Source organism: Pseudomonas sp. NMI760_13 (assembly GCF_021283245.1).
Lineage (GTDB): Bacteria > Pseudomonadota > Gammaproteobacteria > Pseudomonadales > Pseudomonadaceae > Aquipseudomonas > Aquipseudomonas peradeniyensis.
In genome coordinates, this window is sequence record NZ_JAJSRC010000007.1 from 162,391 (window position 1) to 178,702 (window position 16,312).

At 65.6% G+C, this 16,312-nt stretch carries 15 protein-coding genes; 8 read left to right on the plus strand and 7 right to left on the minus strand.

The annotated features are described in order from the left end of the window. Positions 1-48: 48 nt before the first annotated feature. From LU671_RS10095 to LU671_RS10115, 5 genes are all read left to right on the plus strand, one after another. A complete protein-coding gene (locus LU671_RS10095; protein WP_232855593.1) occupies positions 49-2,175 on the plus strand; it encodes a TonB-dependent receptor in 2,127 nt (708 codons plus the stop codon). A gap of 234 nt (positions 2,176-2,409) precedes the next feature. Continuing rightward, a complete protein-coding gene (locus tag LU671_RS10100; protein WP_232855594.1) occupies positions 2,410-3,465 on the plus strand; it encodes a GlxA family transcriptional regulator in 1,056 nt (351 codons plus the stop codon). Positions 3,466-3,596: 131 nt separating this feature from the next. Next, positions 3,597-4,802 (plus strand): NAD(P)/FAD-dependent oxidoreductase, encoded by a 1,206-nt coding sequence (locus tag LU671_RS10105; RefSeq protein ID WP_232855595.1) that lies wholly within the window; start codon positions 3,597-3,599, stop codon positions 4,800-4,802. 279 nt (positions 4,803-5,081) lie between these two features. Next, positions 5,082-5,885 (plus strand): 2,5-didehydrogluconate reductase DkgB, encoded by an 804-nt coding sequence (gene dkgB, locus LU671_RS10110; protein WP_232855596.1) that lies wholly within the window; start codon positions 5,082-5,084, stop codon positions 5,883-5,885. A 58-nt stretch (positions 5,886-5,943) separates the two neighbouring features. Next, complete coding sequence (locus LU671_RS10115; RefSeq protein ID WP_203652312.1) at positions 5,944-7,125, plus strand: MFS transporter; 1,182 nt, start codon at positions 5,944-5,946, stop codon at positions 7,123-7,125. 105 nt (positions 7,126-7,230) lie between these two features. Here LU671_RS10115 and ahpF read toward each other — a convergent pair whose 3' ends face one another. From ahpF to LU671_RS10150, 7 genes are all read right to left on the minus strand, one after another. Then, positions 7,231-8,793: an alkyl hydroperoxide reductase subunit F gene (gene ahpF, locus LU671_RS10120; protein ID WP_232855597.1), complete on the minus strand. Its 1,563-nt coding sequence runs from the start codon at positions 8,791-8,793 to the stop codon at positions 7,231-7,233. Between the two features lie 281 nt (positions 8,794-9,074). Further along, positions 9,075-9,638 (minus strand): alkyl hydroperoxide reductase subunit C, encoded by a 564-nt coding sequence (gene ahpC / locus LU671_RS10125; RefSeq protein WP_008090543.1) that lies wholly within the window; start codon positions 9,636-9,638, stop codon positions 9,075-9,077. A gap of 248 nt (positions 9,639-9,886) precedes the next feature. Beyond that, entirely contained in the window at positions 9,887-11,242 is a 1,356-nt protein-coding gene (gene gorA, locus LU671_RS10130; RefSeq protein WP_203652310.1) for a glutathione-disulfide reductase, read from the minus strand. A 94-nt stretch (positions 11,243-11,336) separates the two neighbouring features. Next, a complete protein-coding gene (gene galU / locus LU671_RS10135) occupies positions 11,337-12,176 on the minus strand; it encodes a UTP--glucose-1-phosphate uridylyltransferase GalU (protein ID WP_010223914.1) in 840 nt (279 codons plus the stop codon). 232 nt (positions 12,177-12,408) lie between these two features. Further along, entirely contained in the window at positions 12,409-13,323 is a 915-nt protein-coding gene (locus LU671_RS10140; RefSeq protein WP_232855598.1) for a c-type cytochrome, read from the minus strand. Then, positions 13,320-13,970, minus strand: a complete 651-nt coding sequence (locus tag LU671_RS10145) for a c-type cytochrome (RefSeq protein ID WP_232855599.1) — start codon at positions 13,968-13,970, stop codon at positions 13,320-13,322. The genes LU671_RS10140 and LU671_RS10145 overlap by 4 nt, the downstream gene beginning before the upstream one ends. A gap of 145 nt (positions 13,971-14,115) precedes the next feature. Continuing rightward, positions 14,116-14,475 carry a hypothetical protein gene (locus LU671_RS10150; protein ID WP_050706248.1) on the minus strand — a complete coding sequence of 120 codons (360 nt, stop codon included), beginning with the start codon at positions 14,473-14,475 and terminating at the stop codon, positions 14,116-14,118. A 164-nt stretch (positions 14,476-14,639) separates the two neighbouring features. Between LU671_RS10150 and LU671_RS10155 the strand changes: the two genes are divergently transcribed. From LU671_RS10155 to LU671_RS10165, 3 genes are read left to right on the plus strand one after another with little or no spacing between them, the layout of a single operon-like run. After that, complete coding sequence (locus LU671_RS10155; RefSeq protein WP_050706249.1) at positions 14,640-14,942, plus strand: DUF1883 domain-containing protein; 303 nt, start codon at positions 14,640-14,642, stop codon at positions 14,940-14,942. Between the two features lie 15 nt (positions 14,943-14,957). Further along, positions 14,958-15,128, plus strand: coding sequence for a hypothetical protein (locus LU671_RS10160; RefSeq protein WP_232855600.1), 171 nt, complete (start codon positions 14,958-14,960; stop codon positions 15,126-15,128). Positions 15,129-15,162: 34 nt separating this feature from the next. Then, positions 15,163-16,227: an NAD(P)H-dependent flavin oxidoreductase gene (locus LU671_RS10165; protein WP_232855601.1), complete on the plus strand. Its 1,065-nt coding sequence runs from the start codon at positions 15,163-15,165 to the stop codon at positions 16,225-16,227. The last annotated feature ends 85 nt before the right edge of the window (positions 16,228-16,312 follow it).

Here is a 16,312-nt window from a genome sequence, read left to right on the forward strand (position 1 = left end):
TGCGTGTTTTCCACCGGGATCCATTCCTTCCTGCAGCAGTGGAACGACATGTCCCGATTCAACAAGCTTCACACCCTGGCGGCCTGCCTGGCCGTGTCCCTGCCAGCACTGGCCGACGACCATGAAGTGGCGCCCCTCACCCTGCCCTCCACGGCGATCACCGACACCCGCGAGCCACAGGTCATCGACCTGGCCACGCCAACCCCGGCCGGCTCGCGCCTGAACCTCAGCGCCCTGGACACCCCGGCCAGCACCAGCAGCCTGACCGAGGCGCAGATCCAGCAGCGCAACAACCTCACCGTGCAGGACGCCGTGACCCGCTCGCCGGGCCTGACCTTCATCGGCACACCGGGCGACGGCGGTACCGGCCTGTCGGCCCGGGGCTTCACCGGGCAGAGTTCGGTGATGACCCTGTTCGACGGCTCGCGCCTGTACGCCGGCGCCGGCACCCTGACCTTTCCGGTCGATCCGTGGATGGTCGAGCGCATCGACGTGATCCGCGGCCCCGCCTCGGTGCTGTACGGCGAAGGCGCCACCGGCGCGGTGGTCAACGTGGTGCCGAAGAAGCCGTTCGCCGGTGACATCCGCAACCACCTGCGCCTGGGCTACGGCTCCTGGGACCGCCAGCAACTGGGCCTGGACAGCGGCGGCAGCCTGAGCGAGCGGCTGAGCTACCGCGTGACCCTCAACCAGCAGGCCGGCAACGGCTGGGTCGACCGCACCGACTCGCGCAGCCTGGCCCTCAGCGCCGCCCTGCGCTTCGATGCCAGCGACGACCTGAGCTTCACCCTCGCCCACGAACGCGGCGATGCGCAACCAGCCAACTACTACGGCACCCCGCTGATCGACGGGCACCTGCGCAGCAGCGTGCGCCGCAAGAACTACAACGTCAGCAACGACGAACAGCGCTACCACGACGAGTGGACGCGCCTGACCACCGACTGGACCCTCAGCGACAGTGTCATCGCCAGCAACCAGCTGTACTACATCAAGAGCCGCCGCCAGTGGCGCAACGCCGAGTCCTACGCCTGGGACGCCGCCAACGGCGTGATCCAGCGCGGCAGCTTCTTCGAGATTCGCCATAACCAGGAGCAGCTCGGCGATCGCCAGAGCTTTACCTTCGACCATGGCCTGTTCGGCCTGGCCAGCAAGACCGTGGTCGGCGCCGAATACAACCGCATCCGCTTCAACGTCGACAGCAACTCGCCCTACAGCGATGGCAGCAGCGACCCGCTCGACCCGTGGCATCCGGCTCCGGGCGGTTTCCACAGCCTCAGCCCGACCCGCGCGCAGACGCTGTCCAAGGTCGACACCTTCGCCCTGTTCGCCGAGAACCGCACCCAGCTGAGCGACCGCCTCGCGCTGGTCACCGGCATCCGCCGCGACCAGAACCACATCGACCGTGACGACCTGGTCAACAACGCCCGCAGCGACCGCAGCCTGCAAGGCGGCAACTGGCGCGCCGGGCTGGTGTACGCGCTCACCGACGACCTGTCGCTGTACGGGCAGTACTCCACCAGCGAGGACGGCGTCGGCGACCTGCTCACCCAGCGCCCGAACAAGCGCCTGGAGCTGACCGAAGCGAAGCAGACCGAGATCGGCCTCAAGCAACGTTTCTGGGATACCCGTGGCGAGTGGACGCTGGCGGCCTATCACATCGTCAAGAAGAAACTGCCGGTGTACAACCCGCTCACCCACGACAGCCAGCAGGCCGGCCAGCAGACCTCCGACGGCCTGGAGGCCAGCCTGGAACTGGCGCTGGGCAACCAGTGGCAGCTCTCGGCCAACGCCGCGCTGGTGAGGGCCAAGTACGACGATTTCCTGGAGGAAGGCGACAACGGCACGGTCAACGACCGCGCCGGCAACCGCCCGCAGGATGTGCCGCGGCGCACCGCCAACCTGTGGCTGAGCAAGGGCTTCGGCCAGGCCGTCGATGCCGGTATCGGCCTGCGCTATATGGATGAGCGCTACGCCAGCGCGGCCAACGACCAGCGCGTGCCGGGTTACACGGTGGTCGACGCCAACCTGGGCTGGCAGGTACTGCCCGATGTGCGCCTGGGCCTGCAGTTGAACAACCTGTTCGACCGCCAGTACGCCCAGTCCAGCTACAGCGGCGAGCAATGGCTGCTGGGCGCGCCGCGCTCGTATTTCGCCACGGTCGACTACAGCTTCTGAGGCAGGTACAGCCCACTCGGGGTTCAAAATGTAAATCTCCGATCTGACTGGGGCAGCGTGGGAGCGGGCTTGCCCCGCGATGCTTCGCCAACCTGGGCCGACGTCATCGCGGGGCAAGCCCGCTCCCACGCTGTTCCTGCAAAGCCTCGGCGCCTGCGCCTGTCGCGCGGCGCTTGATCGGCGCCGCGCCAGATGCTCGACTTAGCGCTACGCCTCCGTCACAAGCAGCGCGCCATGACCGACATCCCGCAGATCCCCACCCCGCCCGTACACGCCCTGGATCAGCCGCGCACCCTGCTGTTCCTCGCCTACCCGCAGATGGGCCTGCTCGACCTCACCGGCGCGCAGACGGTGTTCTGGGCCGCGACCAAGGCCCGAACCGCGCGTGGCCTGCCGGGCTATCGCCTGGTCACTGCCAGCCTCGAAGGCGGCCTGGTGCCCACCGCAGAAGGCCTGTCGATAGGCACCGAACCGTTGGCCCCCTGGTTGCGCGAGCCGTTTGACACCCTGGTGGTGCCCGGCGCACCGGAGATCGTCCACACCCTCCCCGATCACGCCGAGCTGATCGCCTGGCTGGCCCAGGCCGCCCAGCGCGCCCGACGCACCGCCTCGGTGTGCAGCGGCACCTTCCTGCTGGCCGCCGCCGGCCTGCTCGACGGCCGCCGGGCCGCCACCCACTGGGCGATGTGCGACGCGCTGCACCGGCGCTTCCCGGCCATCGAGGTGGATGCCGAGTCGATCTTCGTGCAACAGGACCAGGTGTGGACCTCGGCCGGGGTCAGCGCCGGCATCGACCTGGCGCTGGCCCTGGTCGAGGCCGACTGCGGCCGCGAGGTGGCGATGCAGGTGGCCCGCGAACTGGTGGTGTTCCTCAAGCGCCCCGGCGGCCAGGCGCAGTTCAGCGAACTGCTCAAGGCCCAGGGCGAGGACGGCGCCGCCTTCGAGGCCCTGCACCTGTGGCTCAACGAGCACCTGGGCGACCCGCGCCTGACGGTCGAGCGGCTGGCCGAGCAGGCGCGCATGAGCCTGCGCAACTTCACCCGGGTGTACAAGCACAAGACCGGCCGCACCCCGGCCAAGGCCATCGAAGTGTTCCGCCTGGAGGCGGCGCGGCGCTTGCTGGAGAACTCCGACCAGCATATCGAGCAGGTTGCCCGCCACTGCGGGTTCGGCAGCGAGGAGCGCATGCGCCTGGCGTTCCAGCGCCATCTGGCGGTGACCCCGCGGGACTACCGGGCACGCTTTGCCCGCAGCGTGCCGCTGGCCGAAATCCAGGGTTCTTTGGCCTAGGGGCAAACGGGGCACGCCTTTAGCATCTGCTGCACGCCTGTCGGGCCGCAATCCAGGCCCACCCACAAGGCGTACCCTTTTCCCACTGCCGCAGCGACAACATCGATAATCGCGGCATCCAGGAGCACCCCATGAAACAGATCCTGATCATTGGCGCAGGCTTCGCCGGGCTGTGGAGCGCCCTCGGCGCCGCCCGCCTGCTCGACCAGCACAAACACGACGACGTGCAGATCACCGTGCTCGCCCCCCAGGCGGAACTGCACATCCGCCCCCGCTTCTACGAACCCGATGTGCACACCATGGGCGCGCCGCTGCAGGCTTTGTTCGATGCGGTCAACGTGCGCTTCGTCAAAGGCAGCGCCTACCACATTGACCAGGCCAGCCGTGAAGTGGCGTACCGCCAGCCCGGCGGCATCGACGCCAGGCTTGGCTACGACCGCCTGATCATGGCCTGCGGCAGCCTGCTCAACCGCCCGGCGCTGGAAGGCTTCGACCGCCACGCCTTCGACGTCGACAAGATCGAGTCAGCCACCCGCCTGGAAGAACACCTCAAGTCCCTGGCCGCCCGCCCCGACAGCCCGGCGCGCAACACCGTGGTGGTGGCCGGGGGCGGCTTCACCGGCATCGAGACCGCCACCGAGCTGCCCAGCCGGCTGCGGGCGATCCTGGGCGACAAGGTCACGCCGCGCATCGTCGTGGTCGACCGCGGGGCGAAGATCGGCGCCGCCCTGGGCGACGGTATCCGCCCGGCCATCGAGCAGGCCTCGGCGGCGCTGGGCATCGAATGGGTCTGCGGCGCCACGGTGGCCTCGGTGGATGCCGGTGGCGTGCTGCTCGACAACGGCGAACGCATCGCCGCCAATACGGTGGTCTGGACCGTCGGCTTCAAGGCCAACCCGCTGACCGAGCAGATCACCGGCGAGCGCGATCGCCAGGGCCGCCTGCATGTGGACGGGCAGCTCAAGGTCATCGGCAACCCGGATGTGTATGCCGCGGGCGATGTGGCCTACGCGGCCTGCGACGAGGTCGGCAACTTTGCCGTGATGTCCTGCCAGCACGCCATCCCCCTGGGCCGCTACGCCGGCAACAACGCCGCTGCCGAGCTGATCGGCGTGGCGCCGATGACCTACAGCCAGCCCAAGTACGTCACCTGCCTGGACCTCGGCGCCTGGGGCGCGGTGTACACCGAAGGCTGGGAACGCACCGTTTCGCCACCGACCGACAAGGCCGAGGCCAAGCAGCTCAAGCAGCAGATCAACTCGGTGTGGATCTACCCACCGGCGGCGGACCGGGCCACGGCACTGGCAGCGGCCGACCCGCTGATACCGGTCGCCTGACAGCACTGCCAACCTGCCACAGATCGCCCGCCCCCGGGGCTGCGCTGTTACTGAGAGCAGTCAGCGCAGCCCCTGCGGGCTTGCCCCGCGATGGCGGCGATAGCCGCCATTGCCTCGCCCCGCTCACAATCCAACCAGGTATTCATGACTCCAGGTCAAAGGACCTTGGCGCGTCAACGGCTTAATCAATCCCGCCGAACACCGCACACTGCACCTACCCGTTCGATCCCGTGCCCCACTGCCCGGGCCTCGATCCCCTCACTCGACAGGAGCAGTTGCATGAGCATTCCAACCTTTGGCCTGGGTACCTTCCGCCTCACCGGCCAGGCCGTCATCGATTCGGTCAAGTCGGCGCTGGCGCTGGGCTACCGCGTCATCGACACCGCGCAGATCTACAAGAACGAGGCCGAGGTCGGCCAGGCCATCGCCGAAAGCGGCGTGCCGCGCGACGAGCTGTTCATCACCACCAAGATCTGGGTCGACCACTACGCCGCCGACAAACTGATCCCCAGCCTGCGCGAGAGCCTGGCCAAACTGCGCACCGACCATGTCGACCTGCTGCTGATCCACTGGCCGGCGCCGGGCAACGGCGTCGAGCTGCCCGAATACATGCAGGCGCTGGCCGACGCCAAGCGCCAGGGCCTGACCCGCCAGATCGGCATCTCCAACTTCAATATCGAGCTGACCCGCCAGGCCATCGCCGTGGTCGGCCAGGGCGAGATCGCCACCAACCAGATCGAACTCAGCCCGTACCTGCAAAACAGCAAGCTGACTGCCTTCCTCCAGGAGCAGGGCATCACTACCACCTCCTACATGACCCTGGCCTACGGCAAGGTGCTGAAGGATCCGCTGCTGACCGAGATCGCCGCCAAGCACAAGGCCACCGTGGCCCAGGTGGCCCTGGCCTGGGCATTGCAACTGGGCTATGCGGTTATCCCGTCGTCCACCAAACGTGAGAACCTGGCCAGCAACCTGCTTGCCCGCAGCCTGCGCCTTGACGCCGACGACATGGCGCGCATCGCCACCCTGGAGCGCAACGGCCGCGAAGTCAGCCCGGACGGCCTGGCGCCAGCCTGGGACTGATATCCTTCGGGCATGGAGGCCCACCGCCCCGCTCTCAACCGCTTTTTCGGAGCTCCCAATGAGCACGCTTTCCCCCAAACGGGTGCTGTTCGCCCTGGCCATCGGCGCCTTCGGCATCGGCACCACCGAGTTCACCCCCATGGGCCTGTTGCCGGTGATCGCCGATGGCGTCGGTGCCAGCATCCCCAGCGCGGGCATGCTGATCACCGCCTATGCCATCGGCGTGATGGTCGGCGCGCCGATCATGACCTTGCTGTTCAGCCGCTTCGGCAAGCGTGCCGCGCTGATGATGCTGATGGGCATCTTCACCGTCGGCAACCTGCTCTCGGCCCTGTCGCCGGACTACTACACCCTGCTGCTCTCGCGCCTGATCACCAGCCTCAACCACGGCGCCTTCTTCGGCCTGGGCGCGGTGGTGGCCGCCAGCGTGGTGCCCCGGGACAAGCAGGCCAGCGCCGTGGCCACCATGTTCATGGGCCTGACCATCGCCAACATCGGCGGCGTGCCAGCCGCCACCTGGCTCGGCCAGCAGGTCGGCTGGCGCATGGCCTTCGCCGGCACCGCGGTGCTCGGCGTGCTGGCCATCGCGGCGCTGTGGTACGCCCTGCCCAAGGGCGAGCGCGGCAGCGTGCCCCATGTGCGCAAGGAACTGGCGGTGATCGCCCGCCCCAACGTGCTGCTGGCCATGGCCACCACGGTACTGGGCGCCGGCGCGATGTTCACCCTGTACACCTATGTCGCCCCGGTGCTCGCCGAACTGACCGGCGCCTCCGACAGTTTCGTCACCCTCGGCCTGGTGCTGATCGGCGTCGGCTTCACCCTCGGCAACAGCCTGGGCGGCAAGCTGGCCGACTGGTCGCTGGACGGCGCCGCGCGGATCTTCCTCGGCGCGTTGGCGGCGATCATGCTGCTGATGCCGCTGGTGCTGGGCAGCCATGTCGGCGCCGCGCTGGCCTTGCTGGTGTGGGGGATGTTCACCTTCGCCGTGGTGCCGCCGCTGCAGATGCGAGTGATGATCGCCGCAGCCGAGGCTCCGGGGCTGGCGTCATCGATCAACGTGGGTGCATTCAACCTGGGCAATGCCGTCGGCGCCGCCCTGGGTGGCGCGGTGATCAGCCTGGACCTGGGCTATGCGGCGGTGCCGATGGCCGGTGGCCTGCTGGCGGCGACCGGGTTGCTGCTGGTGTGGCTGGGCGGGCGCGGCAAGGCCGCCGACGAAGCGCTGAGTAATCCAGCCTGACCGGGATCACCCACATGGGGCGAGCTTGCCCGCGATAGCCCCAACACAAGAACGCCGCCATCCCCGAAGGAATGGCGGCGGTTTCACGTTTACACCCCGCTACCGTCAGGCCGGCGCCGAAGTGCGGATCAGGTGATCAAAGGCCGCCAGCGACGCCTTGGCGCCCTCGCCCACGGCGATGACGATCTGCTTGTACGGCACCGTGGTCACGTCACCGGCGGCGAACACGCCGGGGATGCTGGTCTGGCCCTTGGCATCGACGATGATCTCGCCACGCGGCGAAAGCTCCACCGTGCCCTTGAGCCAATCGGTGTTCGGCAACAGGCCGATCTGCACGAAGATGCCTTCCAGCGCCAGGTCATGCAGCGTGTCGTTGGTGCGGTCCTTGTAGCGCAGGCCGGTGACCTTCTCGCCATCGCCGACCACTTCGGTGGTCAGCGCGCTGGTGATCACCTTGACGTTCGGCAGGCTGTGCAGCTTGCGCTGCAGCACGGCATCGGCGCGCAGCTGGCTGTCGAACTCGATCAGGGTCACCTGGGCGACCACGCCGGCCAGGTCGATGGCCGCTTCCACGCCGGAGTTGCCACCACCGATCACCGCCACGCGCTTGCCCTTGAACAGCGGGCCGTCGCAGTGCGGGCAGTAGGCCACGCCACGGGCGCGGTATTGCTGCTCGCCCGGCACGTTCATTTCACGCCAGCGGGCGCCGGTGGCGAGGATCACGGTCTTGGCCTTGAGCGAGGCGCCGCCGGCCAGGCGTACTTCATGCAGGCCGCCATCGGTGGCCAGGATCAGCGCTTCGCCGCGCTGCAGGTTCATGATGTCGACGTCGTACTGCTTGACGTGCTCTTCCAGGGCCGTGGCCAGCTTAGGCCCTTCGGTCTCCTGCACCGAGATGAAGTTCTCGATCGCCAGGGTGTCGAGCACCTGGCCGCCAAAGCGCTCGGCGGCGACACCGGTGCGAATGCCTTTACGGGCGGCGTAGATCGCCGCGGCCGCGCCAGCCGGGCCACCCCCGACCACCAGCACGTCGAAGGCGTCCTTGGCGTTGATCTTCTCGGCCTGGCGAGCGCCGGCATTGGTGTCGATCTTGCCGAGGATCTCTTCCAGGCCCATGCGGCCCTGGCCGAACACTTCGCCGTTCAGGTAGATGCTCGGCACCGCCATGACCTTGCGGGCTTCGACTTCATCCTGGAACAGCGCGCCATCGATGGCGACGTGGCGCACATTGGGGTTGAGCACCGCCATCAGGTTCAACGCCTGGACCACGTCCGGGCAGTTCTGGCACGACAGCGAGAAGTAGGTTTCGAAGGTGAATTCGCCCTCCAGCGCCTGGATCTGCTCGATCACTTCGGCACTGGCCTTGGAGGGGTGGCCGCCGACCTGCAGCAGCGCCAGCACCAGGGAGGTGAATTCGTGGCCCATGGGGATGCCGGCGAAACGCAGGCTGATATCCGCGCCAGGGCGGTTCAGCGAGAACGAAGGACGACGGGCGTCGTTGCCATCCGCGCTGAAGGTAATGAGGTTCGACAGGCCGGCGATTTCCACCAGCAGGTCGTGCAGTTCGCGGGACTTCGCGCCGTCGTCGAGGGAGGCAACGATCTCGATCGGCTGGGTGACCCGCTCCAGGTAGGTTTTCAGTTGCGATTTAAGCGTGGCGTCCAACATACGGGCGATTCCTTTTTCAAAACTCGGATACAAAAACGCCCAGGCGAGATCGCCCGGGCGTTTTTACGGGGCGGTAACTACTTCAGCTTTGGCGGCTGTCTACCGCCCGCGATTGGCGCATAACCGGATTTTCGTTCGAGAAGTGACTGCGCGGCGATCAGGCAAGGCGAAAACAGGCGAGGAACGGTCGGAGTCGCGCTCGACTTTGCTGGGTGCAAATGAGCATTCCGAGCCTGTTTTCAACGCAGCATGTCGTCGCGCAGGCGCTTATCGGACGAAAATTAGATCTTGCCGACCAGGTCAAGGGACGGAGCGAGAGTGGCTTCGCCTTCTTTCCACTTGGCCGGGCAGACTTCACCTGGGTGGGCGGCAACGTACTGGGCAGCCTTGACCTTGCGCAGCAGTTCGCTGGCGTCACGGCCTACACCACCGTCGTTGATTTCAACGATCTTGATCTGACCTTCCGGGTTGATCACGAAGGTACCGCGATCGGCCAGGCCGGCTTCTTCGATCAGCACGTCGAAGTTGCGCGAGATGACGTGGGTCGGGTCACCGATCAGCGGGTACTTGATCTTGCCGATGGTGTCCGAGGTGTCGTGCCAGGCTTTGTGGGTGAAGTGGGTGTCGGTGGACACACCGTAGATTTCCACGCCCAGCTTCTGGAACTCGGCGTAGTTGTCAGCAAGGTCACCCAGTTCGGTCGGGCAGACGAAGGTGAAGTCGGCCGGGTAGAAGAACACGACGGACCACTTGCCTTTCAGGTCGGCTTCGCTGACCTGGACGAATTCGCCATTGTGGAAAGCAGTGGCGTTGAACGGTTTGACCTGGCTGTTGATGATTGGCATGAGAGACGCTCCTTCATGGGTTGAATTCGGTTGACGGAGAGAATCCTAACCGCTGGTCCCCTCGAAGGCTCATTGGCAAAGCTCATGCTGGTGATTGGTTTTGGCTATAAGGCGGGATTATTAATAGAAGGGATTGGGCTGAGCAAAGGATTGCGAGGGCAAAATGCATCGCGGGGCAAGCCCGCTCCCACGCCAGGAGGTTTTCAGGCGTGGGAGCGGGCTTGCCCCGCGATCTGGGATAACGCGTATCAGCGGGTGACGGTGCGCATGGTCACGAACTCTTCGGCGGCGGTCGGGTGCACGCCGATGGTCTCGTCGAACTGCTGCTTGGTCGCCCCTGCCTTCAGGGCGATCCCCAGGCCCTGGATGATCTCGCCAGCATCCGGCCCGACCATGTGGCAGCCCAGCACCTTGTCGGTGTCGGCATCGACCACCAGCTTCATCAGGGTCTTTTCCTGGATATCGGTCAGGGTCAGCTTCATCGCCCGGAAGCGGCTCTCGAAGATCTGCACCTTGTGCCCGGCGGCCAGCGCCTGCTCCTCGGTCAGGCCCACGGTGCCGATTGGCGGCTGGCTGAACACTGCGGTCGGAATGTTCTGGTAGTCGACCGTGCGGTACTGCTCGGGCTTGAACAGGCGGCGGGCCACGGCCATGCCTTCGGCCAGCGCCACCGGGGTCAGTTGCACGCGGCCGATCACGTCGCCGATGGCCAGGATCGACGGGGCGGTGGTCTGGTACTGCTGGTCCACGCGAATGTAACCGCGCTCGTCCAGCTCCACGCCGGTGTTCTCCAGGCCCAGGTTATCCAGCATCGGCCGACGGCCGGTGGCGTAGAACACGCAATCGGCGACCAGCTCGCGACCATCCTTGAGGGTGGCCTTGAGGCTGCCGTCCGCAAGCTTGTCGATACGCTGGATGTCGGCGTTGAATTGCAGGTCCATGCCGCGTTTTTCCAGTTCTTCCTTCAGGTGCGTGCGCACCGAGCCGTCGAAACCGCGCAGGAACAGATCGCCCCGATACAGCAGCGTGGTGTCGGCGCCCAGGCCCTGGAAGATCCCGGCGAACTCGACGGCGATGTAACCACCGCCCACCACCAGCACGCGTCGCGGCAGTTGCTTGAGGTAGAACGCCTCGTTGGACGTGATGGCCAGTTCCTTGCCCGGAATGTCCGGCACCTGCGGCCAGCCGCCGGTAGCGATGAGGATGTTGGCGGCACTGTAGCGCTGGCCCTCGACCTCCACCTCATTGGCGCCGGTGATGCGGGCGTGGCCCTGCAACAGGGTGACGCCGCTGTTGACCAGCAAGTTGCGGTAGATGCCGTTGAGGCGCTCGATCTCGCGGTTCTTGTTGGCGATCAGCGTGCCCCAGTCGAAGTGGCCCTCTTCCAGGGTCCAGCCGAAACCTGCAGCCTGTTCCAGTTCGTCGGCGACATGGGCGCCGTACACCAGCAGTTTCTTCGGTACGCAGCCGACATTGACGCAGGTGCCGCCGAGGTAGCGGCTCTCGGCCACCGCCACTTTTGCGCCGAAACCCGCAGCAAAACGCGCCGCGCGCACACCGCCGGAACCGGCGCCAATCACGAACAGATCAAAATCGTAAGCCATGTATTCAGTCTCCTGGGCAGGCGCCCAGCATAGCGCCGTTGGCCGCCGCAAACAAAAAAGCCACCCGAAGGTGGCTTTTTACAACGCCGGGGACTCAGTAAGCCTTGCCGGTCTTGTAGAAGTTCTCGAAGCAGAAGTTGGTCGCCTCGATGTAGCCTTCGGCGCCACCGCAGTCGAAACGCTTGCCCTTGAACTTGTAGGCGATGACGCAGCCGTCCTGGGCCTGCTTCATCAGGGCGTCGGTGATCTGGATTTCACCGCCCTTGCCCGGCTCGGTTTCTTCGATCAGCTTGAAGATGTCCGGGGTCATGATGTAGCGACCGATGATCGCCAGGTTCGACGGTGCATCTTCAGGCTTTGGCTTCTCGACCATGTTGCGTACGCGGTACAGGTCGTCACCAATCAGGTCACCGGCGATCACGCCGTACTTGCTGGTTTCCTGAGGGTCGACTTCCATGATCGCCACGATGGTGCAGCGGTACTGCTTGTACAGCTTGACCATCTGCTTGAGTACGCCGTCACCTTCGAGGTTGACGCACAGGTCGTCGGCCAGCACCACGGCGAACGGCTCGTCGCCGATCAGCGGACGACCGGTGAGGATCGCGTGACCCAGGCCTTTCATCTCGGTCTGGCGGGTGTAGGAGAACGAGCACTCGTCGAGCAGACGACGGATGCCGACCAGGTATTTCTCCTTGTCGGTACCCTTGATCTGGTTTTCCAGCTCGTAGCTGATGTCGAAGTGGTCTTCCAGGGCACGCTTGCCACGGCCGGTGACGATGGAGATCTCGTTGAGGCCGGCGTCCAGCGCTTCTTCAACGCCATACTGGATCAGTGGCTTGTTGACCACCGGCAGCATTTCCTTGGGCATGGCTTTGGTAGCGGGCAGGAAGCGGGTGCCGTAACCGGCTGCCGGGAACAAGCATTTCTTGATCATATACGTCCTTAACAAGGGCTTTGCGTACGAAATTCGGCGCAGTCTAATCAGGCGGCGGTCACCTTACAATGCCCCCCGCGCTGGCCGATGCCATCATAGAGACATTCCAGTGTAGATAGTTCCGCCAGGCCGTGAATTTCAGGCGACCGGCGACATCATCGCGGGGCGGGCCCGACCCCACGATCGTCCCTTGCTGGGCGTGGGAGCGGGCTTGCCCCGCGAGGGTTTCAGCTCAACCGCCGATCCCCTGCCCGATCAACACGCCATCAACTTTCTGCCCGTACAGGTTGACCCCGTCGTTGGCATGGAACTTAAGCCGGGTCTTCTCGATCGAGCCTTCGACCAGCCGCGGATCCTGCGGCCGCTCATGGCGGTTGATCCACGCCGCCACGTCCCACGCCTGCTGGTCGCTCAGGCTGCCGGGCTTGCCCAGTGGCATGTTGTATTTGATGAACGACGCCGCAGTATTGATCCGGTGCATGCCGGCGCCCCAGTTGTAGGAGTCCTTGCCCCACAGCGGCGGCATCACGTACTCCCCGGCCACCTTCTGCCCTTCGCCATTGCCGCCGTGGCAGATCGCGCATTGCTCGTCGTACACCTGCTTGCCGCGCTTGAAGTCGTAACCGCCTTCGGGCTTGGGCACTTCCGGGTAGCCGCGACCGGCAATCTCCACACCGGTCGGGGCCTGGGTCGACAGCCAGTAGGCGTAAACGCTCAAGGCGGTCATCTGCGGGCTGTCGGCCGCCGGCGGCTTGCCGTTCATGCTGAAGGTAAAGCAGCCCTGGATACGCTCGGCGAAGGTGTTGACCTTGTCGTTCTTCTTGCGATACGCCGGATACATCGGGTAGGCGCCCCACAGCGGCGCGGAATGCGCCAGGCGCCCCTGGTCAAGGTGGCAGTTGCTGCAATTCATGCCGTTACCGACCGCTTCGGGCATCAGCCGGCGGGTATCGACAAACAGGGCGTGGCCTTCACGAATCATCTTGCCGAAGGCGTTGTCCGGGATCGCGCTTTCCGCAGGTGGCACGAACTGCGGGGCAGCCTGCACACCCGGGACCTTGAGCTGGGACTGGTCTTCCATGGCAATGGGCGCGGCCTGGGCAGTGCCCATGGCCACCAGCAGCAGGGTTGGCATCAGGACTTTCATGGCTTGACCTCCTGGCTGGCCGGTTGGGCGAAGTAGTCGGCGACCGCCTTGACCTCGGCATCGGTCATCGCCTTGGCCACGTTGACCATCAACTGGTTGGGATCATTGCTGCGACTGCCATCGCGCCAGGCGTTGAGTTGCGCCACCAGGTAAGCGGCGGGTTGTCCGGCCAGTGGCGGGAAGTGCTCACCGACGCCACTGCCGCCCGGGCCGTGGCACTGCACGCAACCAGGTATCAGTCGACTCCAGTCGCCGTAGACGGCCAGACGGGTCACCGGATCGTTGGCAATCTGCTGGCGGCGCGTGTCCGCCGCGGCATCGGCCGGCAGCTTGGCCAGGTAGGCGCTGACCGCCTCGATCTCGGCATCGTCCAGGGCCTTGGCCAACGGTTCCATCACCGCCTGCTTGCGGCTGCCGTTACGAAAGTCATGCAATTGCTTGCTGAGATAGCCGGCAGGCAGGCCGGCAAGACGGGGAAAACCGGCGGCGGCGATACCCTTGCCGTCCGGACCATGGCAGCCCAGGCAGGCCATGGCGGCGGGGTTCTGCCCGCCCTGGTTGAAGATTTTCTGGCCATCGGCAGCGTGCGCCGAGGGCCAGGCCAAGATCAGCAGGCTGCCGATCACGACATGGCTCAGGGGTTTCATCACGGAGGCTCCATTTCCTTGTTATAAGCTTAGGCTTAAACGATATAAGCCCAGAAATACTAGGCCTATTCCCCGACGTGCGACAACGTGTCACCGGGAAGGAAAGTGGCAAACCGCCAGCTAATTGCCGATTAACTGAGCTGGATCAAGAACCGGAGATGCACTGGGTCGCCGAGGTGCGCACATCACCCAGGCGCAGCGGGAAGTTGTTCAACCGCTCGTACACCTTGATCGCGCTGCCACTGCCGCGCTTGTCGATATCGAGCAGCGCCGCAGGGCCGACGCCGGCCGACACCTTCTGCGGCACGGTCAGGCGCAAGCCATCGCCACGCACCTCTTCCTGCAAGGGATCACGCGTATCGGCCAGCTTGCGCTTGACGCAGTCGGCATACTCGCGCGGCGTCTTGCCGGAGATCACATCCAGCGTCGCGTGGGACTGCTCGAGCTCCGTCACGCTGACACAGCCACCCAACGTCAGCGCCACCGCTGCTGCTACCCATTTCATCTACATCGTCTCCAGCTTCTTCAAAGTCATCCTCTGACCACATCCAGGCGGTTTTGCTCCCACGTCTGGCAGAAATCTCCTTGGCTTGGCCAGCCCGGGCGCAAGTGTAACCTCACATCGTGGTATCTTTCGCGTTTGCTGAACCAATCCTTGCGGAGCACCCCATGAAATTCGTACACCAGCGCGAGCACCTGAACGAGGACGACATCGTCGTCATCGAGTGCTCCCAGCGCTGCAACATCCGCCTGATGAACGACGCCAACTTCCGCAGCTTCAAGAATGGCGGGCGCCACACCTACCACGGTGGTCACTTCGAGCGCTTCCCGGCGAAGATCACCGTGCCCAGCACCGGTTTCTGGAACATCACCATCGATACCGTGACCACTCGCCCGATCTCGGTGACGCGCAAGCCGGCCCTCAGCCACAAGATCAAGATCATCCGTCGCTCGTCGTCGAAACTCGGATAACACTCGGATAGCCGCATGACCCAGACCATCAAGTACGTGATCAAGTACAAGCTCGACGGTGAACGCCGCTGGGACTTCGCCCTGATGCCCGATGCCTCCCTCGGGCAGGCGCAGCAAGCCCTGCGCAAGATCCACGGCGACGACGCCGACAAGATCAGCGACATTCAGGTCAGCAAGGCCTTGTAACCACGCCGCACGCCCCGCACTCAAGGAGTCGCCCATGAGCCCCTGGCAAGACCGCCGCATCCTCGACCTGCTGGGTATCGAGTTGCCCATTCTCCAGGCGCCCATGGCCGGCGCCAGCGGTTCGGCCATGGCCATTGCCGTGGGCAACGCCGGTGGCCTGGGCGCCCTGCCCTGCGCCATGCTCACCGCCGAACAGGTGCGCGGCGAGATCGAGGCCTTTCGTGCCGCCTGCCAGGGCCCGCTCAACCTGAACTTCTTCTGTCACCAGCCGCCGGCGCCCGACCCCGAGCGCGACGCCCGCTGGAAGCAGGCGCTCAAGCCCTATTACGAGGAAGTCGGCGCGGACTTCGAGGCGCCAACGCCGGTGTCCAATCGTGCGCCCTTCGACGAACAGAGCTGCCGGCTGGTGGAGGAACTGCGCCCAGAGGTGATCAGCTTCCACTTCGGTCTGCCGACGCCCGAGCTGCTGCGGCGAGTCAAGGCGAGCGGGGCCAAGGTGCTGTCCAGCGCCACCACGGTGGAGGAAGCACTGTGGCTGGAGCAGCACGGCTGCGACGCGATCATCGCCATGGGCTACGAGGCCGGCGGCCATCGCGGCATGTTCCTCGGCAGCGACATCACCAGCCAGATCGGTACCTTCGCCCTGGTGCCCCAGGTGGTCGATGCGGTGCAGGTGCCGGTGATCGCGGCGGGCGGTGTCGGCGATCATCGCGGTCTGGTCGCCGCCCTGGCCCTGGGCGCTTCGGCGGTACAGGTGGGCACCGCCTACCTGTTCTGCCCCGAGGCCAAGGTGTCCCCGGCGCACCGCCACGCCCTGGACAGCGCGCCCGCCAGCGATACCGCCCTGACCAACCTGTTCACCGGTCGTCCGGCCCGCGGCATCAACAACCGCCTGATGCGCGAACTGGGGCCGATGAGTCCCCTCGCCCCACGCTTCCCGCTGGCCGGCGGCGCGCTGATGCCACTGCGGGCGATCACCGATCCACAGGGCAACGCCGACTTCAGCAACCTGTGGTCGGGACAGGCGCTGCGCCTCGGGCGGCATATGCCGGCGGGCGACCTGACTCGGGCCATTGCCGGGCAGACAGCAAAAAGCTGACCCATAGATCAGGAAATATTCGGACACCCTCTTCCCGACGGATGGCGTATCGCTATATAGTTCAAGCCATAACGATAACCCGCCG

What these genes read in the sequence shown, in the direction of transcription:
- LU671_RS10145 (WP_232855599.1), bottom strand. Translation starts at nt 13,970, where the DNA reads ATGAAACCCCTGAGCCATGTCGTGATCGGCAGCCTGCTGATCTTGGCC.
- LU671_RS10100 (WP_232855594.1), top strand. Translation starts at nt 2,410, where the DNA reads ATGACCGACATCCCGCAGATCCCCACCCCGCCCGTACACGCCCTGGAT.
- LU671_RS10105 (WP_232855595.1), top strand. Translation starts at nt 3,597, where the DNA reads ATGAAACAGATCCTGATCATTGGCGCAGGCTTCGCCGGGCTGTGGAGC.
- ahpF (WP_232855597.1), bottom strand. Translation starts at nt 8,793, where the DNA reads ATGTTGGACGCCACGCTTAAATCGCAACTGAAAACCTACCTGGAGCGG.
- LU671_RS10095 (WP_232855593.1), top strand. Translation starts at nt 49, where the DNA reads ATGTCCCGATTCAACAAGCTTCACACCCTGGCGGCCTGCCTGGCCGTG.
- LU671_RS10115 (WP_203652312.1), top strand. Translation starts at nt 5,944, where the DNA reads ATGAGCACGCTTTCCCCCAAACGGGTGCTGTTCGCCCTGGCCATCGGC.
- LU671_RS10150 (WP_050706248.1), bottom strand. Translation starts at nt 14,475, where the DNA reads ATGAAATGGGTAGCAGCAGCGGTGGCGCTGACGTTGGGTGGCTGTGTC.
- LU671_RS10140 (WP_232855598.1), bottom strand. Translation starts at nt 13,323, where the DNA reads ATGAAAGTCCTGATGCCAACCCTGCTGCTGGTGGCCATGGGCACTGCC.
- LU671_RS10160 (WP_232855600.1), top strand. Translation starts at nt 14,958, where the DNA reads ATGACCCAGACCATCAAGTACGTGATCAAGTACAAGCTCGACGGTGAA.
- LU671_RS10165 (WP_232855601.1), top strand. Translation starts at nt 15,163, where the DNA reads ATGAGCCCCTGGCAAGACCGCCGCATCCTCGACCTGCTGGGTATCGAG.
- galU (WP_010223914.1), bottom strand. Translation starts at nt 12,176, where the DNA reads ATGATCAAGAAATGCTTGTTCCCGGCAGCCGGTTACGGCACCCGCTTC.
- LU671_RS10155 (WP_050706249.1), top strand. Translation starts at nt 14,640, where the DNA reads ATGAAATTCGTACACCAGCGCGAGCACCTGAACGAGGACGACATCGTC.
- ahpC (WP_008090543.1), bottom strand. Translation starts at nt 9,638, where the DNA reads ATGCCAATCATCAACAGCCAGGTCAAACCGTTCAACGCCACTGCTTTC.
- gorA (WP_203652310.1), bottom strand. Translation starts at nt 11,242, where the DNA reads ATGGCTTACGATTTTGATCTGTTCGTGATTGGCGCCGGTTCCGGCGGT.
- dkgB (WP_232855596.1), top strand. Translation starts at nt 5,082, where the DNA reads ATGAGCATTCCAACCTTTGGCCTGGGTACCTTCCGCCTCACCGGCCAG.